A 22,499-nucleotide genomic window follows, 5' to 3' on the forward strand; every position below is an offset into this window, starting at 1 on the left:
ACGCTATAATTATGTTTAATATATTTAAAGGAAAATCGGAACGTCAAAAATTGAATGATCAATATAAAAGGGCGATGGAAGAATACCATCAACTGAGTACTGTCGACAGAAGAAAGGCAGATGAAAAAATGGCCAGAGCCGATGAAATTTCTAAACAACTGGATGCTTTGGATAAGAAAGAAGGTAAATAGTTATTTCATTTTAGAAAAAATGATAATTTTGAAGGGGTTTTTTAAATCCCTTTTTTTATTTAATAATTTTATATTTTGCGTTAAATAATGCTCTTTTGGTCATTCAATTTAACCATTAAAAACTGATTGTATATATAATGAATTTAGTCCATGCGCCTTTTTATAATAAGTACGTAAATACTATCAAAGGATCAATCCATCAAGTTTTAGAAGACCAATTAACCCATGTAGATAAATTTCTCAACACATTAACGGAGGATAATTTAAATTATAGATATGCAGAGGGTAAGTGGACTTTAAAAGAAGTATTACTCCATTGTCTTGATGTGGAAAGGATTATGGCAGTTCGCGCATTAATGATTAGCAGAGGCGAGCAAACTAATCTTCCGGGATTTAATGAAAATGTATATGTAGAAAATACCCGGTCTCAACATATTTCACTAAATCATATTATAACTGACTTCAGGCTAGTGAGAGAAAGTAACTTGTCGTTCTATAGCATGCTGCATGAAACCCTGCATAATCTTAACGGAAAAATGGATAATCATACAGTCTCTGTAGCAAGCTTGTGGTATATTATTGCAGGTCATTGGAACCATCATCTTACAATTATTAAAGAACGATATCTAACTGAAGCTAAAGATCAATAAAATTGATATAGAGGCTTTTTTTAGTCACAAAATTTGCTTTTTAAAATTTCTATCCCGTATATTTCCTTTTTTGAAAGCTGTATTACAGATAGATAAAATTCCAATGTAAAAAAAGGAGAGTGAATGTATTTACAGTCAGTTATTTATCCAGTTTTTATTTCAAACACTAAAAGTTCACTTTTATGAATTTTATCATAAAACTAATATTATCGGCACTTTCAGTTATTGTCGCTTCTTACTTATTGCCGGGTGCACATATTGAAAATTTCTTTGCTGCTTTACTGGTTTCACTTTTTCTAGCGCTTTTTAGTGCAACACTCAAGCCTGTTCTCACGATATTAACTATTCCTATAACAGTATTTACTTTAGGACTATTTTTATTAGTGATTAATGCACTAATGATTTTACTTGCTGATTATTTCGTTCCTGGTTTTCAGGTGGATGGGTTCTGGTGGGCTCTGCTATTTGGTGTAATACTGGCTCTGGTCAATGGAATTTTTGAAGCAATCAGCAGAAAACCTGAATAAATTTTTATTGCGAGCTAATTTATTCAATTTTTTATTGTAAATTATTTTAGCTTATTAACCTTAACAAGATGAATACTTTAAACCCGGGCTTTAACCCAGAAGAAATAAAACAACTGAAGCAGCAAATTGCTGAAAGCAAAAACGATTTTGTACTTATAGATTCAGAAGACAATAATGAAGAGTATAAAAATTTCCGATTTATAGGAGAGTACGAAGGAAAAGAAGCCATTTTTGATGCTGTAATCTATTCTTTAAGACTGCATCATGCCAGTGAAGTTTATGAAATGGCAGAACATAAAGCTGCACAAAAATTCCCCAATTTTAAGCCCATTCGTTTTCAGGAAGACGAAAATGGAGATTTGAGAGCGCTCAATGATGTGGAGGAGGAAATTGGTCTTTTTATAGCTGAAATGATAGATGAGTTGGAGGATGAGGAGGCTGTAAAAGTACAGGAACATGTGGACATGGACGATTGTGGTGACTATGGTATTGGTCTGGATATAGGGCTTAATGTTGAAGAAGTAACAGATCAGGTAATCAACAACTTTATCAGAGACTTTAAGAATGACACTATTCAGTTAGATGATACACTATATTCTTTTCAGTCTGACGAAGAGGAATATGATGAAAATTAATTGTAAGATTCTCTAACAAGTCTCAAATTTAGGTGTTATTGTTCGATAACACTTTTTTTATGTTAAAAATTGCCTACAGAAAAGAATACACTCATCCATTACCTGAAAATCATCGGTTTCCAATGGAGAAGTATAACTTATTGCCGGAACAACTTTTATATGAAGGTACTATAAGCAACGACAACCTTTTTGCGCCCGGTTTTCTTACTGAAGGTAACATATTGTCTACACATGATGCAGTGTATTGGCAAAAACTAAAAACGCTATCACTTAGCAGACAGGAAGAACGGAAAACAGGATTTCCACTTAGTCAGGCTCTGGTGGATAGGGAGCGCATAATTAACCAGGGAACCATTGAAGCTGCAGATTATGCTTTAAAACATGGTGTAGCTATGAATATTGCCGGAGGAACACATCATGCTTTTACTGATAGGGGCGAAGGTTTTTGTTTACTAAATGATATTGCTATAGCATCTAACTATTTGCTAAATAGTAATAAGGCCAAGAAAATTTTAGTAGTAGATCTGGACGTGCACCAGGGAAATGGTACAGCTCAGATTTTCCGGGATGAGCCGCGTGTATTTACTTTCAGTATGCATGGAAAAAGCAATTATCCTATGCATAAAGAGCTCTCTGATTTGGACATAGCATTGGAAGATGGCTGCGATGATAAGACTTATCTTACTCTTTTAGAAAATCATTTGCCTCAATTAATTGATGAAGTTGAACCTGATTTCATCTTTTTTCAGTCAGGAGTCGATGTATTAGAAACAGATAAGCTCGGAAGATTAGGTATGACAATCCATGGGTGCAAAAGAAGAGATAAGGTAGTGTTTGAATTATGTTATAAAAATAAAATACCAGTAGTTGCAAGTATGGGAGGTGGGTATTCTGCGAAAATATCTCACATACTTGAAGCCCATGCTAATACCTATAGAATAGCTCAAGAAATATTTTTCTAAAAACTTCAGCATTTGTAGTCTAATTTTCGTAACTTATGTAACATTTAAATTCATGCTGATTATTTAGCTTTACAAATTAATATCATTACTAATTGTGTTAAAGCTTTAATGAAGCATAACAAGTAGAGATGTCCAAAGAAAGATCACTTTTTAGACAAAGCGTAGTTTTTTCCAGCTACATCATCCTTTTGCTTTGGTTGGTGAAATCAATAGAATGGGCATTTTCTGCAAATTTTGCACATTTCGGCATTTATCCACGCCATCTGTTAGGTACAATAGGAATATTCACCTCACCTTTTATTCATGGTGATTTTCTGCATTTGCTTTCAAACAGCTTCTCATTGATGCTGTTAGTAATTATACTTTTCTTTTTTTACGATAAAATAGCCTTAAAAGCACTTTTGCTTGTGTACATTCTAACGGGGGTAAGCGTGTGGTTTATAGCCAGAGAGGCATACCACATTGGAGCCAGCGGTGTTATTTACGGTATAGCATCATTTATTTTATTTAGCGGATTATTAAGGAAAAACCAATCATCTTTAGCATTGTCTTTCGTTGTTCTTTTGTTATACGGAGGTATGTTTTATGGAGTACTTCCTCAGGAAGGCCATATATCTTGGGAATCACATTTAATGGGGCTGCTTTCAGGTTTAATAGTAGCAGTTTATTTAAAAGATGAGTTTGCAGGTCAGGCTGAATTGCAGCTTCATTTTGAAAAAGCTGAAGAGGAAGAGGAGGAAGGAATACAGCAAATTACTGAAATTACTTTTACCTTACCCGACCAGAATTTTCAATACCATTATGCGCCCAAGCTTCCTCACAATAAACCTCCATTGCTGAAGGTAGCACCCCAACAGCTTTCTTTAGAAAACGCTGAAGATAAAAAAGAGGACGGCTTGAAGGATGATTCTTATTTATAATAACTAATGAATTCCACTAAGATTAACCTGAAGAGGGAAAGATTATTTCCTCTTCAATTTCAGTTCCTTGCGTACACCTTATTGTTTTTGAGTGCTATTTTGTTCATTGTAAACGTAGCAGTAGCCATTTTTATACTCTTGGTAGCCTGTTTCATGCTAACGGGCTATTCAGGTTGTGAATTTGACCTTACAAGTAACAGTTACAGAGAGTACAATTCCTTTTTCAGGATTCGTTTTGGAAAATGGAAAGATATTCAAGGAGTAGATAAAATATATGTGAATAAAATTAAATCCAGTCAGAAGATGTATTCCAGGGCGAATGTGTCCACTACTTTAAAAGAATATGTTTATAAATGCTTTATAAAGTTTTCGGATGGTGAGAAGTTGTTGCTGACACAAAACAAAAGAAAGAATAATGTGCTGAAAGAAGTTCAGCCGATTGCTAAAAGTTATGGTTTAGAAGTAATAGATAATACAATTTAGCCCTATAATGCCATTTCATCAATTTTACCAAAGGTGGTTTGGTAATTTATTAATTTCAGTCCTGCCAAAGTTTGTTTGCACTTTCATATGTTTCATTATATTTGTGGTCGTTTTACAAAATCATAAAAAACAATACTGTGAAAAACTTATCAATAATTTTAAACGTAGTCTTACTTGTTGCGGTAGCTTATCTTTACGTAGCTCATTTTAGTAATTCAGTAGAGATTAAATCAGCTGAAGCAGGGGATGTGAATTCAGAAGCCTTTCAGAATGTTTCTATCGCCTATATTAACTCAGACTCTCTTTTAACTAATTATAAATTAACTGAGGAAATTGAGCAAAAGTTAGCTGAAAAACAGCAGAAATTTGAGAAAGAATACCAAAACAGAGCACAAGGTTTACAGCAGGAAATTAATGATTTTCAAAGAACTGCAGCCAATTTAACAGTAGCTCAGGGAAAAGCTTTAGAAGAAAGCTTAATGCAAAAGCAGCAGAACTTAATGCGTTATCAGGAAAGCTTAACTCAGCAACTCAGACAGGAGGAGGCTAAATTAAACGAGGAGCTTTACGATAAAGTGAGTGATTATTTGAAAGAATATGGCAAAAAGAACAACCTGGAATTGGTTTTAACCTATTCAAGAGGAAGTGGTGTTTTATATGCCAACGACCAGTTAGATATTAGTAAGCAGGTAATTGAAGGCTTAAATGAAGCATACGCTTCTGACTCAACTAAAACTGAGACTGAAGAGAAAACTGCCGAATAATATTGACTTAGAAGTTACTTTTAAGCCTGGTTCCTAACGAACCGGGCTTTTTATTTTATAATATATTTACAAGATTTAGATTATTCTTAATAGTTTATCATATTAAATTTGAAATAAGCACTAATTACGATTATTTTTGACAATCAATTAATACAAAACGACTTTTATGGCTGAAGTAATAAAAATGCCCAAAATGAGCGATACCATGGAGGAAGGTGTAATCTCTTCCTGGTTAGTGAAAGAGGGAGATAAAGTATCATCCGGTGATATCCTGGCAGAAGTAGAAACTGATAAAGCAACAATGGAGCTTGAATCTTATGAAGATGGCACCATTCTGTATATCGGTATAAAAGAAGGAGACGCGGTACCTGTTGACGGTGTAATCGCTATTATAGGAGAAAAAGGAGAAGATTATAAAGATCTCCTGAAAGAAATTGAAAATGGAAGTAGTTCTTCTTCGGATAAAAAAGAAGAAAAAAAGGAAGCATCTAAATCGGAAGAATCAAAAGAAGACTCTTCTGAGGCTATAGATACCTCTAAAATTAACGCTTCCGTTATTACTATGCCTAAAATGAGCGATACTATGGAGGAAGGCACCATTGCCTCATGGTTGAAGAAAGAAGGCGATAAAGTAGAGTCAGGAGATATTCTGGCAGAAGTAGAAACTGATAAAGCCACCATGGAGCTTGAAGCTTATGAAGATGGTATTTTACTTCATATAGGTGTTGCAGAGGGAGATGCTGTTCCTGTGGATGGCGTAATAGCTGTTGTTGGTGAAAAAGGAGCTGATTATGAGGCTTTACTTAAAGCTCATAAACAAAAGGCATCAGGCAAGTCTGAAGATTCCTCATCGGAAAAAGAAGAAAGTGCTGCTGCAAAAACTGAGAAAGCAGACGCAGCTCCTCAGAATGTAGCTAATGCTACTTCAGGAAGTTCTAATGGAAGTAGTTCAAAAACTTCTTCAGGTGGTAGAATATTTGCCAGTCCTTTAGCCAAAAAAATAGCGGAAGACAAAGGAATTGATCTTTCACAAGTAAATGGTTCCGGAGATAACGGCAGAATAATTAAATCTGATGTAGAAAACTTTACTCCATCTAAAGCTGCCGCCTCATCAAGTGAAGCTACTAAATCAGCAGCTTCTTCAGAGTCAAAAATGTCTATCCCTCAAGTGGTAGGCGAAGAAAGCTATGAGGAGGTGAAAGTTTCACAGATGCGCAAAACCGTTGGTAAACGATTATCGGAAAGCAAGTTTACAGCGCCACACTTCTACCTTACCATGGAAATCAACATGGATAAAGCGATGGAAGCCAGAAAAAGCATCAATGAAATCTCTCCAGTGAAGATTTCTTTTAATGACATGGTAATTAAGGCTACCGCTGCGGCTCTGAGACAGCATCCTAAAGTGAATAGCGCCTGGATGGGAGACAAAATAAGGAAAAATCACCATATTCATATTGGGATGGCAGTGGCAGTAGAGGAAGGTTTATTGGTACCTGTTATTCGTTTTGCAGATAATAAAACTTTATCGCACATTGCAACAGAAGCGAAGGATTTTGCACAAAAAGCTAAAAATAAAGAATTACAGCCTAAAGATTGGGAAGGTAATACCTTTACAATTTCTAATCTTGGAATGTTCGGTATAGAAGAATTTACGGCCATTATTAATCCGCCTGACGCTTGTATTTTAGCTGTAGGGGGTATTAAACAAACTGCAATTGTTAAGGATGGAGAGCTTACTGTAGGAAACGTAATGAAGGTAACAATGTCATGCGACCACAGGGTAGTAGATGGTGCAGTTGGTTCGGCTTTCTTACAAACTTTGAAAGGTTTACTTGAAGACCCTGTAAGAATCCTCATTTAAGTATTTTTCCAACAAGCTTATAAAAGTCTCGTTTATAAAACGAGACTTTTTTTATACACTCCAGGGTGTGAAAATTAATTATTAAATAAAGATATGACAAAAATAAGATCAACTACCGTTTGTGCGGTGATCCATAATGGAGAGGTGGCAATTGGTGCCGATGGACAGGCTACAATGGGAAATACGGTAGCAAAAAGTAACGTAAAGAAAATCAGAAAGCTTCAGGATGGTAAAATTGTTACAGGTTTTGCCGGCTCAACAGCTGATGCATTTACTTTGTTAGAGAAATTTGATGAGAAGTTAAATGCTTTTGGTGGCAGTATGAAACGGGCAGCCATAGAATTGGCTAAAGAATGGCGAACTGATAGGTATTTGAGAAAACTGGAAGCCATGATGATAGTTGCTGATAAGGAGGAGGTTCTTGTAATTTCAGGAACAGGCGATGTACTTGAGCCGGACAATCAAATAGCTACTATTGGTTCAGGAAGCATGTATGCACAATCTGCAGCTTTGGCTCTTAAAAAGCATGCAGGAGATAAGCTATCTGCTGAAGATATAGTGCGTGAGAGCCTGAATATAGCAGCTGATATCTGTATCTATACAAATCATAATTTAGTTATTGAAAAAGTTAAGTGATATGAAAATACTGCATAACCCCAGATGTGCAAAGAGTAGGGAAGCTCTTAAAATTCTTGTTGATAAAGAAGTAAATGTAGATATTGTTGAATACTTGAAAAATGTGCCTACTAAAGCTGAGATGAAAGAAATAATTGCTAAGCTGGGTATAAAAGCAGAGGATTTAATAAGAAAGAATGAAGCTGTTTATAAAGAAAATTACAAAGGTAAAGAACTTAGTGAGTCTGAATGGGTCGATGCTATGATTTCAGAACCTAAATTAATCGAGCGGCCAATAGTTATTGAAGGTGATAAAGCTATTATTGGCAGGCCACCTGAGAAGGTACTATCCCTATTATGAAATTGGTAGTTTCATTAACTCTTTAAATATAAAAAGGTGCTTTTGAGCACCTTTTTAGTTATTTCTTCTTTTTCTTGAGTTCTTCCAGCTCCAGCTGCAATGATTTTATTTCGGTAATATCCCTTGCAAAGATGGAAATAGCTATAATATTGCCCTCTTGATCTTTTATCGGTGAATGCTGTACATTATAATAATTTTTTATTCCAATATTTTCCAATTGATCATCTATGTAGATAGTTTCCCCTTTAAACACTTTATTATAAAGTGACTTTTTTTCTTCATGTATTTCTTCCGGAAAGATGCTCAAAATATCAAACCCTTCACTTATATCTATATTTTGCTCTTCAAAAGCAACGTTAAAAGCCTTATTGAAACTTATTATTCTATAATTTTTATCAATTGTTACTATTGAATCATTTGATGCATTCAATAGTTCATTATTGTAATGGCTTTTATTTTCAACCTCATTTAGCACTCGTCTCACCTCTTCTTCGGTGGCAGAAAGTTCTTCCATATTTTGCTTCAGTTCTTCTTCCTGAGCTCTTAATTCTTCTGCCTGATTTTGTGATTCTTTAAATAATTCTAATTGTTTCTTTTTTGCTACTTCTACTTCTGTTGTGTTTTTAGCAAAAATAGCAACCGCTACAATCTCATTTTCATCGTTTTTAATAGGGCTGTATATTACATTGAAGTGATTTATTTCTCCGCCAATTAACTTTTCAACATCAATTTGAATTAATTCTCCTTTTAATGATTTGTCAATCAGTTGCATATGGCCTTTTATTTCCGATTCATCAAAAATTTTACTGATGGGCATTCCTCTTTTTACGTCCAAACCCTGTCCATGCCACACGTCTTGAAAAGCCTTATTGAAAATTAACAAATTATAATTTTTATCTACTGTGAAGATATTGTCGCTAGTGGCATCTATTAAATCAGACATAAATCGCTCATTGTCCTGAACTTCTTTCATTACCCGCTCCATTTCCTCCTGAGTAGCAGAAAGTTCTTCCATGTTCTGTTTAAGCTCTTCTTCCTGAGCCCGTAATTCCTCTGATTGTTGTTGAGACTCCTTTAATAGTCTCTCAGTTTCCATTTTAGCTTCAGTGGATTCAGTAATGTCTTTTCCAAAAACAACGCAACCGTTTATCTCTCCATTTTCATTTCTTAAAGGACTATAATTGACAATGAAAAATTGTTCCTTTCCATTGTATTTGTAGCTTTCACTTACCTCAAATTTTTCTCCGGAAAGTGCTCTGTCATAATATCCTTTATATATTTCTTTTTGCTCTTCTTCAAATAATCTTAATATATTAAACCCCTTCCCAACCTGAAGGCCTGATGCGCTGTAAGTTTCGGTAGTAGTCTTATTACATACAATGATGTTGTAATTTTTATCAATGCTTATGATAGAGTCGTCAGTAGCATTGATTAAATTATTCATAAATGCCTCATTACCCTGTACTTCTTTTAAAACCCTACTCATTTCTTCTTGCGTGGCAGAAAGCTCTTCCATATTTTGCCTTACTTCTTCCTCTTGAGCGCGCAATTCTTCAGTTTGAGACTGGGATTCTTGTAAAAGCACTTTAGTTTTCTGATTTACTTTTACTGAAGATATAGTAGATGCTATACTTTCCCCTAATCTTTCCACAAAAGCAATTTGATAGGGGAAAATATCATGGAAAGAGGCCAATTCTACTACACCATATATTTCATCATTCATTTTTAGAGGAACAAGAAGGATAGTTCTTGGAGGAGCATCACCAAGTCCTGAAGTAATGTTTATATAGTTTGTAGGAATTTCTGTAAGATATATTGTATCTTTTTCCAATACAGTTTGTCCAACAAGTCCTTCTCCTATGCTTATTTTCCTTTGAGCATGCTTTTTTCTATTGTAAGCATAACACGCTGTAAGTTCTAAGAAGACCTCTGAAGGGTTGTCGTTATTTAATATAAATAAAGCACCCTGGTTAGCATCAAGGTATTTAATTAAGTTTTTAATGATGTCTTCACATAAAGATTTTATATCATCATTATTTGACCGGAGTATGTCCACGAACTTAGAAAGACCTTCAGTAGCCCAGTTTCGCTCTTTTTCCGCAATTGCAAAACTCTTCATTTGGTCTCGCATACTGATTATTGCGTTTCCAAGCTCGTCATCCCCGGCTTCATTTACTTCAAAGTCAAGATTACCTTTTTCAATTTCTTTAATTAAACCACTGGCGTGGCTGATTGTACGCTCCTTTTTATTTAATATTTCTTCTAGTGAAGCTAAATGTGTTTTCCTTACAAACTTGAATGGAAGTATATTCATATTTATTATATAATTTGAAGTAAAACTAAAGGTTCTACTTCAAATTATTTGAGGTTTTTTGTTTCAGAACATCACTCATGTAACATTCTCAAGACATAATAATAAAGAAACTAATAAATAAAGGGAAAAATCGAATTTTAAAAAGGTAATTTAGTTTTAAGTATGCTGATTAATCCTTTAAAATACTTTTGAATTTTTCAGCTACCTTTTCAATTTTAGGCCTGGAAACATTTACAATATACCTATCATTAGGATTCTTTTCTTCATAATCCTGATGATACTCTTCAGCTTTGTAGAAAGTACTAAAAGGGGTTAATTCTGTCACTATTTTGTCTTTATAGTTACCAGCTAGAGCTTCCATCTTCCGCTGTGCTTTCTGTTTTTCCATTTCATTAGTATAAAATATTGCAGACCTGTATTGTTTACCTACGTCCGGGCCTTGCCTGTTGAGCTGAGTAGGATCGTGAGCGGTGAAGAATATATCCAGTAAGGTATCGTAACTGATAACTGCCGGATCATAAATTACCATCACAGCTTCCGCATGATTAGTTTTTCCATAACTTACTTCTTTGTAAGTTGGGTTCTTCTCAGCACCCCCTGAATAACCTGAAATTGCTTCTTTTACACCTTTTATTTGATCAAAGGACGCTTCTACACACCAAAAACATCCTCCGGCAAAATAAGCTGTGTCGGTATTTTCGAAAGATTGGGCTGCTTCAACTATAGGGGTTTCATTTGAACTTTCCTGATTTTCTGTTTTGGCAGAGCAGGAAAAAATGATAATTGATGATAATAGTAAGAAATAATATTTAGACATAATTTTAAATTTAATCCAGTAACGATAGGAGTTTATTTTTGGTTTGCCACGGAAACAGAGTTTTGCCTCTTTGTCGCCCGGCAGGCATATTATTTAATAATAATGCTATTCTCTTTCTCGTATGCTATTAATTCATCCTTTAACCACTGAGGCATAGCAATTGTTTTTCTGGCTTTTGTATCAAACATTACCTGTGTAGAAGTGCCCAAAGTATGGATTTCCGTTCCGTTGGTGGTAATCATATACTCCAGAATAAAACTTTTATTTCCCATTTCTTTTGTTCTCACCCAGCATCTGGTATCGGGAGTAGCAATTTTTAACTCCTTCAGGTAATTACAATTGATGTTAGCCAAAAGAAACATGTCCTTTTGCCAGTCCCAGGTTGGGGCTGCCTCCAGCATGTATCTGCCTCTGGCTATCTCAAAATATTGAATATATATTGAGTTGTTTACATGGTATAATGGATCTAAATCAGTCCATCTTACTTGTATTTGTTCCGAAAATTTAAATTGATTGGGGTCAGTTGTTAGAGTCATGATAAGAAATATTGTCCGGCTAATTTAACAGATTGAAATTAATACGGAGCGTAAAAATTTATTAAGAGATTTTTAATGTGTCAAAACCCTCTCGGTGGGTTAAAAATAATTGCTTTAGAAATCCAGTTTTACCCAAGCCTGCTTATCGCTGGATTCAATGGCTTTATCAATAAATAACATTCCTCTTACACCATCTTCTATTAAAGGCAAACTAAATGTATTAGCAAAAGTCTCCTCCGTAGCTTGTCCTTTACTTTCTATTGCCTGAAAAAATGCATTATAGATGTTCTGAAAGCCTTCTGTAAAATAAGGAGAATGGCCGGGTATATTAACTTCGGATGTAGTTTCTTCATTTTTCTCTTCCAATTGAATAATATCTTCTGTAAAATCCGGATATTTTATATGTAATTGATAAGGAATAGTATGTCTCCAAACCAATCCGGCTTTATCCCCATAAATGTGCAGGCTAAAATCATTGTCTTCACCTGTGCTAATTTGACTAACTGATAATGTTCCTTTGGCGCCATTTTCCATTTTGACAAGAATATTAGCATCATCATCAATCGCTCTTCCTTTAACCAGGGCAGATACATCAGCGCATAAGCTATCTACTTTCATTCCTGTTACGCTCTCTAAAAGATTAAAAGCATGAGTACCTATATCCGCAATTGTTCCACCATTACCTGATTTCTTTGGGTCAGTTCTCCACAATGCCTGCTTATGTCCTTCCTTTTCAATTAACTGACTTAACCATCCCTGGGAATAGTCAACTCTTACTTTTCTGATTTCGCCTAGCTGCTTGTTGGCTATAAGCCCCGCTGCTTTTTTAAGAAGTGGATAGCCGCGATAAGTATAAGTCATAGCAAAAATACCTGCTGATTGACTAACCACTTTTTGTAAGGCAAGTGCTTCTTCCAGATCAAAACTTAATGGTTTATCGCACATTACATGAAAACCGGCATTCAGTGCCAATGTACAGATTTCTGCATGTAAATAATTGGGAGTGGTTACAGCTACAAAATCCATTCTTTCATCTTCAGGTAAGTTAGCTTCCTTCATTATCATCTCCTCAAAGGAATCATAAATTCTATCCTCACTAAGGCCAAGTGATTTACCTTTTTCTGCACTTTTTTGAGGATCGGAGCTAAATGCGCCACAAACCAATTTAGCTTTTCCCGTTGCTGTAGCAGTAATTCTATGGATATCCCCAATCATGGACCCCGGACCGCCACCGATTATCCCCATTTTTAATGTGCTCATATAAGTTTATTTTTATTACCTTGTGTTTTTTTGAAACACTATCGTTTCTTCTTTAATATTATTTTATAAAGTAAACAAATTACCTTGATGAATAGAAGAGAAGCTATTAAAAAAACCGGTTTGTTACTCGGTTTTGCTGTTAGTTCACCTGTTTTAATGCAGGTTTTGCAAGGATGCGGTTCAGAGAAAACATTAAACTGGAAGCCTCAATTTTTCTCTAAGGATCAGGCTCAGTTAGTCTCAGATTTGGTCAATGAAATTTTACCTAAGACAGATACCCCAGGTGCCCTGGATGTAGGAGTTGATGCTTTCATTGATAAAATGGTAGGGGAGGTATATTCAAGCAGTGAGCAAGAGCAATTTATTAGAGGTTTGGATGCTATTAATGAGAAGAGCAAAACTTCCAGCGGGGAATTATTCTCAGATCTCAATTCTCAGGAAAAATATGACTTACTTTTTCAGATGGATAGCGAGATAAAGCAATTTGATTATGAAGCAGATCCTACGAAAAAGCCCTTTTTCATGATGTTAAAAGAACTTACACTTCTAGGATACTTCACCTCAGAAGAGATTATGACCAATCACCTTGAATATATGCCGGTACCTATGAAGCTGGCAGGATGCGAACCAATGAAGGCAGATCAAAAATTAAGAGTGGGGAATTATTTTTAAAATGAGTAAAGAAATAACAATTTATGATGCAATAGTTGTCGGTTCCGGCATATCCGGAGGATGGGCAGCTAAAGAATTATGTGAAAAGGGATTAAAAACATTAGTGCTGGAAAGAGGCCGAAATGTTGAACATATTCGTGACTACCCAACCATGAATAAAGCCCCATGGGAATTTGATCACCGTGGAAAGGAGTCTCAGGAAGTGCAGGAAGATTATTACGTGCAAAGCAAAACCTACGCTTTTGATGAGGCTACGAAGCACTTTTGGGTGAATGATAAAGAAAACCCTTACAGCACCCCGGAAGACAAAGAATTTAGATGGATAAGAGGAAATCATGTAGGTGGCAGATCGCTTACATGGGGCAGGCAGAGTTATAGGTTATCTGAAATGGATTTCGAAGCCAATTTGAAAGATGGTATTGCTGTCGATTGGCCTATTAGGTACAAGGATTTGGCTCCCTGGTACGATCACGTAGAGAAATTTATTGGAGTAAGTGGTAAGAACGAAGGCTTTGATCAGCTGCCAGATGGACAGTTTCTTCCTCCCATGGATATGTACTGTGTGGAAGAAAAGGTAAAAGGAGCTATAGAAAAAAACTGGACTGATAGAAAAATGACTATCGGAAGAACAGCTAATCTCACTCAAAATCATAATGGAAGGTCAGCCTGTCAGTACAGAAATTTATGCAGCAGGGGATGCCCCTATGGAGCTTATTTTAGCAGTAATGCCTCTACTTTGCCAGCTGCCGCCAATACTGGAAATCTAACTTTAAGGCCTAACTCAATTGTTGAGTCAGTAATTCTTGATAAGGATTCAAGTAAGGCAAAAGGTGTCCGCGTAATTGATGCTGAAACTAATGAAATTCATGAGTTTTATGCAAAGGTCGTTTTTCTGTGTGCTTCTACGCTGGGCTCAACCTGGATCATGCTCAACTCTACCAGTGATCGCTTTCCTAATGGCTTAGGCAATACCAGCGATACACTTGGAAGAAATTTAATGGACCATCATTTTGAAGTGTACGTAAAAGCTCAATTTGATGATTTTAATGATAAATATCATACTGGCTATCGTGCTAATGGTATTTATATACCCAGGTTTCAAAATATTAAAGATAAACATCCGGATTTTATCAGAGGTTATGGCTTCCAGGGAGGTGGTAACAGATTAGGCTGGGGTTATGGTAACAGATTAGCTGGTTTTGGAGGTAAATTTAAAGATGATTTAATGAAACCGGGACCCTGGGAAATGTCATTTATGCCTTTTGGAGAATGCCTGCCTTACGAAGATAACAGGGTGACTCTAAATGGTAATATTAGAGATAAATGGGGCTTGCCTACTTTACATATTGACTGTGAGTTTAAAGAAAATGAACTGCAAATGAGGAAGGATATGTTGAAGACCGGCAGGGAAATGCTGGAAGTGGCTGGCGGTAAAAATATTGAAGCAGTGAATTTAAAACCAGTTCCCGGCTTTGGAATTCATGAAATGGGTACAGCAAGGATGGGACGAGATCCTAAAACATCTATGCTTAATGGAAACAACCAGTTGCATGAAGTACCTAATGTATTTGTGACAGATGGTTCCGCGATGACCTCCTCAGCATGTCAGAACCCAAGTTTAACCTATATGGCTTTAACTGCCAGAGCCGTGGATTTTGCAGTAAATGAATTAAAAAGAATGAATTTATAACATTTTCTGATTTTAGTTGAGATGAAGCATCCTTTAACAGCTATTTTTAACGAAAATTATTAACTTAGATAAATTAAAATATTAATACTATGGACAGACGGAAATTTTTATACCAAAGCGGAGCCATTGCCGCAGGATCAATTATAGCACCTTCCTTATTTGGTTTTTCAAAGGCCCCCAGAAGAGTTAAAAATGCTGGCTTGCAGGTTTACACACTTCGGGAGGAATTAGCAAAGGATTTTGCAGGCACTATGAAAAAGGTAGCTGATTTAGGTTATAAGAATATTGAGTTGTTCAATTATAGTGATGGTAAGTACTTTGGCAATAGTATTACTGAAGTAAAAAAGCTCATGAAGGATTTAGGCATGAAAGTAAGAAGCAGTCATGTACTAACAGGTATCAGCATGCCAGATAATATTGGTACCCTCACTAATAGCTGGGAACGCACAGTTGAAGATGCAGCTAAACTTGGCCAGGATTACATTGTTTGCGCCTATTTACCGGACTCTGAAAGAAGAAATCTTGATGATTATAAGAAGGTAGCCGACCTGCTAAATAAATCTGGAGAGATAGCTAAAAAGGCAGGAGTTCAGTTAGCGTATCACAACCATGCTTTTGAGTTTGAAAACATGGAAGGTGAAATTCCTTACCACATCTTTTTGGATAGCTGTGATAAAGAGCTGGTAAAATATGAGCTTGATCTTTATTGGGCAAAGAGAGCTGGAATTAGCCCGGTGGAATATTTTAAGAAATATCCTGGAATGTTTCCGCTTTGGCATGTTAAAGATATGGAAGCAGGAGAGGAGCAGTTTTTTGCCCCTGTAGGCGAAGGTGTTATTAATTGGCAGGAAATCTTTAACCATGCCAGCACAGCAGGTCTCGATTATTATTTTGTGGAGCAAGATGCAACAAGGGATAATAAGCCATTTGCCAGTATTGAGAAGAGTATTAACTATCTGAAAGGGATAGAGAGAAAGTAATTTTTAACTAATTTTGTATGAGGCCCATTAGAATCTGATGGGCTTTTTTATTTCATTTCTTTTATAGATGTCCAGGCGCTTTCATCATTTTTATTTAGTTGAAATTCAGTACTTAGGCTACAGATTACATGGCTGGCAATTTCAACATGGCTTAAAAACCGTTCAGGGATTTTTGGAGTTAACGGTTAAATTTGTTTTGGGAGAAGAGCAACCATTCAAAATTATGGGATCGGGTAGGACTGATGCAATGGTTTCTGCAAGTTCCTCTTACTTCGAGCTTTTCCTGGAAAATGGTATTGATGAGAATACATTCTTTGCTGACCTCAATCAAAATTTACCAAGCGACTTGAAAGTTTTGAGTTGGCAAGCCGTAGATGAAAATTTTAATATTCTTCAGAATGTGAGCTCTAAGGAGTATAGGTATTATTTTGGCTATGGAGAAAAACAACATCCATTTTCCGCACCTTTTATGGCTTGCATTCCTGAGAACCTGGACATCATATTAATGCAGCAAGGTGCAAAATTGTATGAAGGAACACATGATTTTGTTCATTTTTGCCATAAGCCCAAGCCGGAAAAAGATACTGTGAGGGAAATTAAAATTTCAGAAATATTTGATAATAAGGAATTTACGGCAAGTTTTTTTCCTAAAAACTCATTCGTTTTTAGGGTTGTAGGTAAGGGGTTTATGCGGTATCAAATAAGAATGATGATGGGTGCTTTGTTTTTATTGGGTAAACATGAAATCACTCTTTCGGATTTAGAGAATTCACTGATAAATAAAGAGTTGACTTTTGAGAAACATTCAGCCCCTGCTTCGGGGCTGATGGTTTATCAGGTTAATTATGATTTTAATTAGCATTCTTACCTTCCCAAACGTCTCTAATGTTATCATTCTTTTCGAAAACAGCTTCAGCAAATGGACATGCCGGAATTATTTGCAAGTCGTTATTTCTTGCATAATCAACAGAGGCCATTACCAGTTTTTTTCCCAGACCCTGACCTCTTTTTTCCTTATCTACTTCGGTGCTTTCAATTACGATTTCCTTTCCGTTTCTCACTGAATAGATCATTTCAGCAGTTTCAGTTCCATTTTCCTGTATAAAAAATCTTCCTTTATTATTTTCTTCTCTTCTTTGAATATCCATATCGTTTTATTTTTATCTATATAAACCTTATACAAATAGTTACGACAGGTATTTGCACATGTTAAGCAAAAGCTGCATTCATTCAAGCAACAAAGTATGAAAATACATAGATGTAGAATAAACGATATAACACCAATACCATTATGTGAAAAGTTTAATATTTCAATCGTAAGACTGGGAAGCTAATTATAAAAAAATTCAGGTGAGAAGTCTGAGCTAGATGGTGTTTGAAATGGGTTACTAATTAGTTTTCTGGAAAACAGTATTTATAAAGTTATGGAAATGGACTCCATTACTTTGTAGAATAAATATAACCCCTTAATCAAGAGAAAGGCTTCAAAATATTTATAAATTTTATTAAATTGTAAAGAAGAAATGAAATTATCTAATGAAATATGAAAACTGATCACAATAAATTGGCTAAGACCAGCGGAATAATTTTTGGAATGATCGGAATGATTTTTGGTTTAGTGATATCGGATGGTAAGGATATTGGAAACTGGTTGTTTGTAGGAATTATTAGCGGAATGTTTTGGGGGTATTTAATCGGACTAGTAATTCAGAAAATTGCGAACTCAAAGCTAGTTAAAACTGCTTTGAAGAAAATCGATAAAATAAAAGTAGAGCGACACTCAAGGCAAGATATAAAGAAAAAGATGGTCGAATTTGCCCATTCAAAAGAAAAGTTTAAATATTTATCAGATGAAACTTTAAAAGAAAAATATAGAAACAAACAGGTTACCAGTCATATATCACTTCTAGCTTTAGAAGAAGAACTTGTAAATAGAGATATAATTGAATATTCACCAATGCATGAGAAATTAGATAAAATAGGGACTTATCTACAGAATGTAGGTAAGTCTAGTAATGATAGAGAGATCAGCCTAAAGTTATTAGCTAAAAAATTAGAATGTCCTATAAGTGAGGTTAAGACAAGTTATCTCAAGCATCTATTAGCAGATAACTTCTCAACTGAGGAACTACATGATCTCCAAATGAGCTGGCATAATAAGAAAGATGATGAATCAAAAAAACTTGGAATTAATCCAGATGATACACCTGCGGCTTTTTTAACTAAATGGACCAAAGAGTTTTCTGAAAATAGATTTAGATCAAATATTAGAAGTTAAAAGTAATAGACTTTTATACTAATATTGTTTTATTAGATCAATAACTTAAAGTATTCAGCTTAAAATGCTGAATGCTACTTAACTTAGAATCCAAGCTAGAAGAGAAGCCTGAGCTATATTTTATAAGAAGTTATTGAAAAAGATCTGAGCTTAGATAACGATCTCCACGATCGCAGGTAATACATACTATCAATCCCGACTCAATATTTTTGGCTACTTCCAAAGCGGCAACAAGGGCTCCTCCGCTACTCATTCCGGCTAAAATACCTTCTTCTTTTGCCAATCTCTGTGTCATATGTTTGGCATTTTCTTCACTTACATCTATAGTTTGATCAACTCTTTCCGGTTCAAAAATTTTGGGTAAAAATTCGGGGGACCACCTTCTGATTCCGGGTATTTTAGAACCATCTGTGGGCTGTGTACCCACAATTTGAATATTTGGATTTTGTTCTTTTAAATACCTGGAAACCCCCATTATAGTGCCTGTTGTACCCATAGCAGATACAAAATGTGTTATCTTACCTTCTGTGTCTTTCCAAATTTCAGGGCCGGTAGTTTTATAATGCATCATGTAATTGTCAGGATTACCAAATTGGTTTAGCATAAAATATTCTCCTGTAGCAGCCATCTCTTCAGCCACAGTTCTGCTATATTCGATTGTACCTTCCGCTTTGGTTAAGATTACTTTGGCGCCATAAGCTTCCATGGTTTGAATGCGCTCAGCTGTAGAATTTTCAGGCATAATTAAGGTCATGTGTAAACCTTTCAATTTGGCAATCATTGCCAGTGCTATGCCAGTATTTCCACTGGTTGCTTCTACCAATTTGTCTCCTGCCTTTATTTCACCGCGCTCTAAGGCAGCACCAATCATACCCAAAGCAGCCCGATCTTTCACGCTGCCTCCAGGGTTCTGCCCTTCCAGTTTGCAATAAATTTTCACATTTTTATTAACAGGAATGTTTTTTAATTCAACGATAGGCGTGTTGCCCACTAAATCTTCTAGAAACATAATTTACTTTATTGAATTCTCCTGGAGATGTTTATTTTTAGAGTCATAATACAACTTAGTATTGGCAGCTACACTTTTCGTAATCCAGCTGTTGCCACCAATAATACAATTGTCACCAATCGCTGTATTGCCTCCTAATATCGTAGCATTGGCATAAATTACCACGTGGTTACCAATAGTAGGGTGCCTTTTAGTGGTAGCATCTTCTTTTTTAACGCTGGTTGCACCGAGAGTAACTCCCTGGTAAATTTTTACATAGTCGCCAATTACTGTTGTTTCACCTACAACTATGCCTGTACCATGGTCTATGCAAAAGTAAGAGCCTATTTTAGCACCCGGATGAATGTCAATCCCGGTTTTGCCATGAGCATATTCTGATATAAACCTTGCTATCAAATGAAATCCATTTTGATAGATATGGTGAGCAATTCTGTGCGCTGCAATAGCTTTAAATCCTAAATAAGTTTTAATTACTTCTACTCTGCTTTTTGCAGCAGGATCTCCTTCATACATGGCGTCCACATCTTTTTCCAGTTGTTGCTTAATTTTTTCTAAAGCCTGAAACAGATCGGAAGCTTTTGCTTCTTCAGGATGCTGCATGCGCTTACAGCGTTGATTCAAAATTGCTCTCCATTCATTTTGCAAAGAATCATATTTTTCCTGCAATTGCTCTCCATCACTGATTTTCTCATTCCCATAGTCAGGAAAAATAAAGCTAAGTAAAGCCTCATAAAAAGAAGTGATTTTTTCAGGAGAAGGGCAGTCCATTGCATTTTTGTGCTCTGCCAATAATTGCTTTAAAAATAATTCTTGCATAAATTAATTTAATCAGTCTTTTACTTCCTCACGTCCATCTGCGTGGATTGCAAACCTGCCTCTCTCTTTGGCATGAGTATGCTCATGACTTGGCCATGGCCATCCACCAAATTCATTTTTTTGAAACTCTAAAATGGTTTCTCGTATTTCAGCAGGATAATTTACTACAAAAGGTCCATGTTGCACTACAGGCTCATTAATTGGTTTACCCTGTAATAATAACAAATGACTTTCAGCATTACCATTTTGAATAACGGCTTTGCCGGTAGAAATTAAATCAGCTCCGTGGTATAACGGTAATTCCGTGGTATTGATTTGTAAATTTTCCCCTTTAAAGAAATAAAGATTCCTGTTTACTTCCGATTTAGAAGCAGGTATTTCCCAGGTGGCATTAGGCTCCATTTTTATGTGCCAGATAGCTACTTCATTTTCAGGGTCTTTAGCCCATGAATCAGGGGCCGGTTCAGGAGCTTTGGAATCTCCAATATCTCCTGCTATCACCTCAATAGAGGTTTTATTACCTTTATCGTCCGTATGGGTATGTATAGGAATGTTTTCACTCCATAACATAGCAAAATGAGGCTCCACGTTTTTACTTTTTCTTGGCAGATTGAGCCAAATTTGAAATAATTCTAATGGGTTTTCCTCATTTTCTTTCAGCAAAGGAAACATTTCAGAATGTTGAACTCCTTTTCCTGCAGTCATCCATTGCACATCACCATTGCCGAATCTCCCGGCAGCGCCCAAAGAATCAGAATGATCTACCAAACCTTTTCTCACAACGGTTACTGTTTCAAACCCTCTGTGTGGATGTGCTGGAAAGCCAGGCACTCTTGAGCCATGGTACATTCGCCAGCTACCATTTGGATTAAAATCCTGTCCAATCATTCTTCCTTTTAATTCTGAAGGATCAGGCCCCAGGTGCTTATTTCCTTTAGGAAAGAAATCTTCATGGTGAACACAGAATAGAAATGGGTCCTGCGTTTGCCAGGGAGACCCCAGTTTATTGATATTTTTTATTATTGAATTTTCCATGTAGCTACAACGATTATTTTGAAGAAAATGTTAATGCCATTTTTTTAAAAATTACATAGGTTTAGTTTCTGAAAATATGAATGAGTAAATATCATATCTAAGTCATTTCTTCACCACAAAAATGGCAATACCTTGCCTCTTCCAAATGCTGCTTAATACCACAATTGGGGCAAGGTTTATTAGTTTCTTTTATTCTTTGCTGATTCATTTCAGAAGTGACTATTCCTGTAGGAACAGCAATTATTCCATATCCTAAAATCATCACAAAAGAGGCAATTGACTGACCTAAAGGAGTAATAGGAGCAATATCTCCATAACCTACTGTAGTTAAAGTAACAATGGCCCAATAAATCCCTTTCGGTATATTAGTAAAGCCGCTTTCCGGAGGTTCCACAAGGTACATTACAGCACCTAAGATAGATACCAGAATAACTACAGTACCCATAAATATAATGATCTTGTTTTTACTTGCAATTAATGCTCTGGAAAGGTGAGAAGCCTCTCCCAGGTAATGCGTAAGTTTAAATATTCGGAAAACCCTCAGTAACCTCAGGCTTCTCACTATCATGAAAGAATGAGCTCCCACAAGGAAAAAACCGATTATTGAAGGTAGTATTGAAATCAAATCCACAATGCCAAAAAAGCTTTTGATATATGTTAGTGGCTTTTCCACCACAATTATTCTCATAATGTATTCTATAAGAAAGATAATGGTGAAAGTGATTTCTAAAATAAGAAAAACCCTTCCGTATTCACTTCTAATTGCAACAACTGTCTCTAATATTACTGCTAAAACACTAAAGAAAATAGCTATAAGTAGGCCTACATCAAAAAATTTACCCCAAAAGGTATCAGCTTCAAAAATTATTTTATAGGCCTTTAGCTTCCAATGTGCGGATCTGTCAGGTATATCAGTATAATTATTTGCCATTGTTTAAAATCTTCTTAATTCTTTGGTTAAAGCTATGGCTATAATCAGCTCTAACACTCCATTAAACTATAAATTTACGTATTAGAAAATGGTATTCCACTTTTTACAGGTAGAATAAATGTTGAATGAAATTAGTCTATCTTATTTTTGTTATAAGGATTTAAGATTAAATTTAATTATATTGACATAATG

At 35.6% G+C, this 22,499-nt stretch carries 25 protein-coding genes; 16 read left to right on the forward strand and 9 right to left on the reverse strand.

Annotated elements, in window-relative coordinates; all coding sequences use genetic code 11:
• The first annotated feature begins 11 nt into the window (after nt 1-11).
• From IEV85_RS07940 to arsC, 11 genes are all read left to right on the forward strand, one after another.
• Entirely contained in the window at nt 12-191 is a 180-nt protein-coding gene (locus tag IEV85_RS07940) for a Lacal_2735 family protein (protein WP_188462017.1), read from the forward strand.
• Between the two features lie 137 nt (nt 192-328).
• The gene (locus IEV85_RS07945) at nt 329-841 is read left to right on the forward strand and encodes a DinB family protein (RefSeq protein ID WP_188462019.1); all 513 of its coding nucleotides are present in this window, start codon (nt 329-331) and stop codon (nt 839-841) included.
• Between the two features lie 182 nt (nt 842-1,023).
• Nucleotides 1,024-1,368 carry a phage holin family protein gene (locus tag IEV85_RS07950; RefSeq protein ID WP_188462021.1) on the forward strand — a complete coding sequence of 115 codons (345 nt, stop codon included), beginning with the start codon at nt 1,024-1,026 and terminating at the stop codon, nt 1,366-1,368.
• Nucleotides 1,369-1,436: 68 nt separating this feature from the next.
• Complete coding sequence (locus tag IEV85_RS07955) at nt 1,437-2,003, forward strand: hypothetical protein (RefSeq protein ID WP_188462023.1); 567 nt, start codon at nt 1,437-1,439, stop codon at nt 2,001-2,003.
• Nucleotides 2,004-2,062: 59 nt separating this feature from the next.
• Nucleotides 2,063-2,965 carry a histone deacetylase family protein gene (locus IEV85_RS07960; protein WP_188462026.1) on the forward strand — a complete coding sequence of 301 codons (903 nt, stop codon included), beginning with the start codon at nt 2,063-2,065 and terminating at the stop codon, nt 2,963-2,965.
• A gap of 128 nt (nt 2,966-3,093) precedes the next feature.
• The gene (locus IEV85_RS07965) at nt 3,094-3,885 is read left to right on the forward strand and encodes a rhomboid family intramembrane serine protease (protein ID WP_188462028.1); all 792 of its coding nucleotides are present in this window, start codon (nt 3,094-3,096) and stop codon (nt 3,883-3,885) included.
• Between the two features lie 6 nt (nt 3,886-3,891).
• Nucleotides 3,892-4,368: a hypothetical protein gene (locus tag IEV85_RS07970; RefSeq protein WP_188462030.1), complete on the forward strand. Its 477-nt coding sequence runs from the start codon at nt 3,892-3,894 to the stop codon at nt 4,366-4,368.
• 137 nt (nt 4,369-4,505) lie between these two features.
• The gene (locus IEV85_RS07975) at nt 4,506-5,132 is read left to right on the forward strand and encodes an OmpH/Skp family outer membrane protein (RefSeq protein WP_188462032.1); all 627 of its coding nucleotides are present in this window, start codon (nt 4,506-4,508) and stop codon (nt 5,130-5,132) included.
• Nucleotides 5,133-5,298: 166 nt separating this feature from the next.
• On the forward strand, nt 5,299-6,993 hold the full coding sequence (locus IEV85_RS07980) for a pyruvate dehydrogenase complex dihydrolipoamide acetyltransferase (RefSeq protein ID WP_188462034.1): 1,695 nt from the start codon (nt 5,299-5,301) through the stop codon (nt 6,991-6,993).
• A 93-nt stretch (nt 6,994-7,086) separates the two neighbouring features.
• Nucleotides 7,087-7,629, forward strand: a complete 543-nt coding sequence (gene hslV, locus IEV85_RS07985; protein WP_188462036.1) for an ATP-dependent protease subunit HslV — start codon at nt 7,087-7,089, stop codon at nt 7,627-7,629.
• Nucleotide 7,630: 1 nt separating this feature from the next.
• Nucleotides 7,631-7,969 carry an arsenate reductase (glutaredoxin) gene (gene arsC / locus IEV85_RS07990; protein ID WP_188462038.1) on the forward strand — a complete coding sequence of 113 codons (339 nt, stop codon included), beginning with the start codon at nt 7,631-7,633 and terminating at the stop codon, nt 7,967-7,969.
• Between the two features lie 58 nt (nt 7,970-8,027).
• On the opposite strand, the gene IEV85_RS07995 is transcribed toward arsC, so the two are convergent.
• The 4 genes from IEV85_RS07995 to IEV85_RS08010 all read right to left on the reverse strand — a co-directional run bounded on the left by IEV85_RS07995 (nt 8,028) and on the right by IEV85_RS08010 (nt 12,896).
• Nucleotides 8,028-10,283 (reverse strand): PAS domain-containing protein, encoded by a 2,256-nt coding sequence (locus tag IEV85_RS07995; protein ID WP_188462041.1) that lies wholly within the window; start codon nt 10,281-10,283, stop codon nt 8,028-8,030.
• Nucleotides 10,284-10,452: 169 nt separating this feature from the next.
• Nucleotides 10,453-11,100, reverse strand: a complete 648-nt coding sequence (gene msrA, locus IEV85_RS08000) for a peptide-methionine (S)-S-oxide reductase MsrA (RefSeq protein WP_188462043.1) — start codon at nt 11,098-11,100, stop codon at nt 10,453-10,455.
• Nucleotides 11,101-11,189: 89 nt separating this feature from the next.
• Nucleotides 11,190-11,636 (reverse strand): acyl-CoA thioesterase, encoded by a 447-nt coding sequence (locus IEV85_RS08005; protein WP_188462045.1) that lies wholly within the window; start codon nt 11,634-11,636, stop codon nt 11,190-11,192.
• A 114-nt stretch (nt 11,637-11,750) separates the two neighbouring features.
• On the reverse strand, nt 11,751-12,896 hold the full coding sequence (locus IEV85_RS08010) for a Gfo/Idh/MocA family protein (protein ID WP_188462047.1): 1,146 nt from the start codon (nt 12,894-12,896) through the stop codon (nt 11,751-11,753).
• Nucleotides 12,897-12,983: 87 nt separating this feature from the next.
• Here IEV85_RS08010 and IEV85_RS08015 point away from each other — a divergent pair, with 87 nt between their 5' ends.
• From IEV85_RS08015 to truA, 4 genes are all read left to right on the forward strand, one after another.
• On the forward strand, nt 12,984-13,568 hold the full coding sequence (locus IEV85_RS08015; protein ID WP_188462049.1) for a gluconate 2-dehydrogenase subunit 3 family protein: 585 nt from the start codon (nt 12,984-12,986) through the stop codon (nt 13,566-13,568).
• Between the two features lies 1 nt (nt 13,569).
• Entirely contained in the window at nt 13,570-15,258 is a 1,689-nt protein-coding gene (locus IEV85_RS08020) for a GMC oxidoreductase (RefSeq protein ID WP_188462051.1), read from the forward strand.
• An 89-nt stretch (nt 15,259-15,347) separates the two neighbouring features.
• Nucleotides 15,348-16,238, forward strand: a complete 891-nt coding sequence (locus IEV85_RS08025; RefSeq protein WP_188462053.1) for a sugar phosphate isomerase/epimerase family protein — start codon at nt 15,348-15,350, stop codon at nt 16,236-16,238.
• A gap of 67 nt (nt 16,239-16,305) precedes the next feature.
• Nucleotides 16,306-17,097 carry a tRNA pseudouridine(38-40) synthase TruA gene (gene truA, locus IEV85_RS08030; protein ID WP_188462055.1) on the forward strand — a complete coding sequence of 264 codons (792 nt, stop codon included), beginning with the start codon at nt 16,306-16,308 and terminating at the stop codon, nt 17,095-17,097.
• Here the strand turns inward: truA and IEV85_RS08035 are convergent.
• Entirely contained in the window at nt 17,090-17,386 is a 297-nt protein-coding gene (locus tag IEV85_RS08035) for a GNAT family N-acetyltransferase (RefSeq protein ID WP_188462057.1), read from the reverse strand. The genes truA and IEV85_RS08035 overlap by 8 nt on opposite strands.
• A gap of 395 nt (nt 17,387-17,781) precedes the next feature.
• Between IEV85_RS08035 and IEV85_RS08040 the strand changes: the two genes are divergently transcribed.
• Nucleotides 17,782-18,516 carry a hypothetical protein gene (locus IEV85_RS08040; protein ID WP_188462059.1) on the forward strand — a complete coding sequence of 245 codons (735 nt, stop codon included), beginning with the start codon at nt 17,782-17,784 and terminating at the stop codon, nt 18,514-18,516.
• A 130-nt stretch (nt 18,517-18,646) separates the two neighbouring features.
• Here IEV85_RS08040 and cysM read toward each other — a convergent pair whose 3' ends face one another.
• From cysM to IEV85_RS08060, 4 genes are all read right to left on the reverse strand, one after another.
• Complete coding sequence (gene cysM / locus IEV85_RS08045; protein WP_188462061.1) at nt 18,647-19,525, reverse strand: cysteine synthase CysM; 879 nt, start codon at nt 19,523-19,525, stop codon at nt 18,647-18,649.
• A gap of 3 nt (nt 19,526-19,528) precedes the next feature.
• Nucleotides 19,529-20,341: a serine O-acetyltransferase EpsC gene (gene epsC, locus IEV85_RS08050; protein WP_188462063.1), complete on the reverse strand. Its 813-nt coding sequence runs from the start codon at nt 20,339-20,341 to the stop codon at nt 19,529-19,531.
• A 12-nt stretch (nt 20,342-20,353) separates the two neighbouring features.
• On the reverse strand, nt 20,354-21,376 hold the full coding sequence (locus tag IEV85_RS08055; RefSeq protein WP_188462065.1) for a pirin family protein: 1,023 nt from the start codon (nt 21,374-21,376) through the stop codon (nt 20,354-20,356).
• A gap of 97 nt (nt 21,377-21,473) precedes the next feature.
• Nucleotides 21,474-22,307: an ion transporter gene (locus tag IEV85_RS08060; protein WP_188462067.1), complete on the reverse strand. Its 834-nt coding sequence runs from the start codon at nt 22,305-22,307 to the stop codon at nt 21,474-21,476.
• Nucleotides 22,308-22,499: the final 192 nt, after the last annotated feature.

It is taken from the genome of Marivirga lumbricoides, assembly GCF_014636295.1.
In the GTDB taxonomy this organism is placed as follows: domain Bacteria; phylum Bacteroidota; class Bacteroidia; order Cytophagales; family Cyclobacteriaceae; genus Marivirga; species Marivirga lumbricoides.

What these genes read in the sequence shown, in the direction of transcription:
- IEV85_RS07960 (WP_188462026.1), top strand. Translation starts at nt 2,063, where the DNA reads ATGTTAAAAATTGCCTACAGAAAAGAATACACTCATCCATTACCTGAA.
- IEV85_RS07945 (WP_188462019.1), top strand. Translation starts at nt 329, where the DNA reads ATGAATTTAGTCCATGCGCCTTTTTATAATAAGTACGTAAATACTATC.
- IEV85_RS08055 (WP_188462065.1), bottom strand. Translation starts at nt 21,376, where the DNA reads ATGGAAAATTCAATAATAAAAAATATCAATAAACTGGGGTCTCCCTGG.
- IEV85_RS07980 (WP_188462034.1), top strand. Translation starts at nt 5,299, where the DNA reads ATGGCTGAAGTAATAAAAATGCCCAAAATGAGCGATACCATGGAGGAA.
- IEV85_RS08060 (WP_188462067.1), bottom strand. Translation starts at nt 22,307, where the DNA reads ATGGCAAATAATTATACTGATATACCTGACAGATCCGCACATTGGAAG.
- IEV85_RS08010 (WP_188462047.1), bottom strand. Translation starts at nt 12,896, where the DNA reads ATGAGCACATTAAAAATGGGGATAATCGGTGGCGGTCCGGGGTCCATG.
- IEV85_RS07955 (WP_188462023.1), top strand. Translation starts at nt 1,437, where the DNA reads ATGAATACTTTAAACCCGGGCTTTAACCCAGAAGAAATAAAACAACTG.
- hslV (WP_188462036.1), top strand. Translation starts at nt 7,087, where the DNA reads ATGACAAAAATAAGATCAACTACCGTTTGTGCGGTGATCCATAATGGA.
- IEV85_RS08015 (WP_188462049.1), top strand. Translation starts at nt 12,984, where the DNA reads ATGAATAGAAGAGAAGCTATTAAAAAAACCGGTTTGTTACTCGGTTTT.
- IEV85_RS07970 (WP_188462030.1), top strand. Translation starts at nt 3,892, where the DNA reads ATGAATTCCACTAAGATTAACCTGAAGAGGGAAAGATTATTTCCTCTT.
- IEV85_RS08035 (WP_188462057.1), bottom strand. Translation starts at nt 17,386, where the DNA reads ATGGATATTCAAAGAAGAGAAGAAAATAATAAAGGAAGATTTTTTATA.
- IEV85_RS07965 (WP_188462028.1), top strand. Translation starts at nt 3,094, where the DNA reads ATGTCCAAAGAAAGATCACTTTTTAGACAAAGCGTAGTTTTTTCCAGC.
- IEV85_RS07940 (WP_188462017.1), top strand. Translation starts at nt 12, where the DNA reads ATGTTTAATATATTTAAAGGAAAATCGGAACGTCAAAAATTGAATGAT.
- cysM (WP_188462061.1), bottom strand. Translation starts at nt 19,525, where the DNA reads ATGTTTCTAGAAGATTTAGTGGGCAACACGCCTATCGTTGAATTAAAA.
- IEV85_RS08020 (WP_188462051.1), top strand. Translation starts at nt 13,570, where the DNA reads ATGAGTAAAGAAATAACAATTTATGATGCAATAGTTGTCGGTTCCGGC.
- truA (WP_188462055.1), top strand. Translation starts at nt 16,306, where the DNA reads ATGTCCAGGCGCTTTCATCATTTTTATTTAGTTGAAATTCAGTACTTA.
- arsC (WP_188462038.1), top strand. Translation starts at nt 7,631, where the DNA reads ATGAAAATACTGCATAACCCCAGATGTGCAAAGAGTAGGGAAGCTCTT.
- IEV85_RS08040 (WP_188462059.1), top strand. Translation starts at nt 17,782, where the DNA reads ATGAAAACTGATCACAATAAATTGGCTAAGACCAGCGGAATAATTTTT.
- IEV85_RS08005 (WP_188462045.1), bottom strand. Translation starts at nt 11,636, where the DNA reads ATGACTCTAACAACTGACCCCAATCAATTTAAATTTTCGGAACAAATA.
- IEV85_RS08025 (WP_188462053.1), top strand. Translation starts at nt 15,348, where the DNA reads ATGGACAGACGGAAATTTTTATACCAAAGCGGAGCCATTGCCGCAGGA.
- IEV85_RS07950 (WP_188462021.1), top strand. Translation starts at nt 1,024, where the DNA reads ATGAATTTTATCATAAAACTAATATTATCGGCACTTTCAGTTATTGTC.
- msrA (WP_188462043.1), bottom strand. Translation starts at nt 11,100, where the DNA reads ATGTCTAAATATTATTTCTTACTATTATCATCAATTATCATTTTTTCC.
- epsC (WP_188462063.1), bottom strand. Translation starts at nt 20,341, where the DNA reads ATGCAAGAATTATTTTTAAAGCAATTATTGGCAGAGCACAAAAATGCA.
- IEV85_RS07995 (WP_188462041.1), bottom strand. Translation starts at nt 10,283, where the DNA reads ATGAATATACTTCCATTCAAGTTTGTAAGGAAAACACATTTAGCTTCA.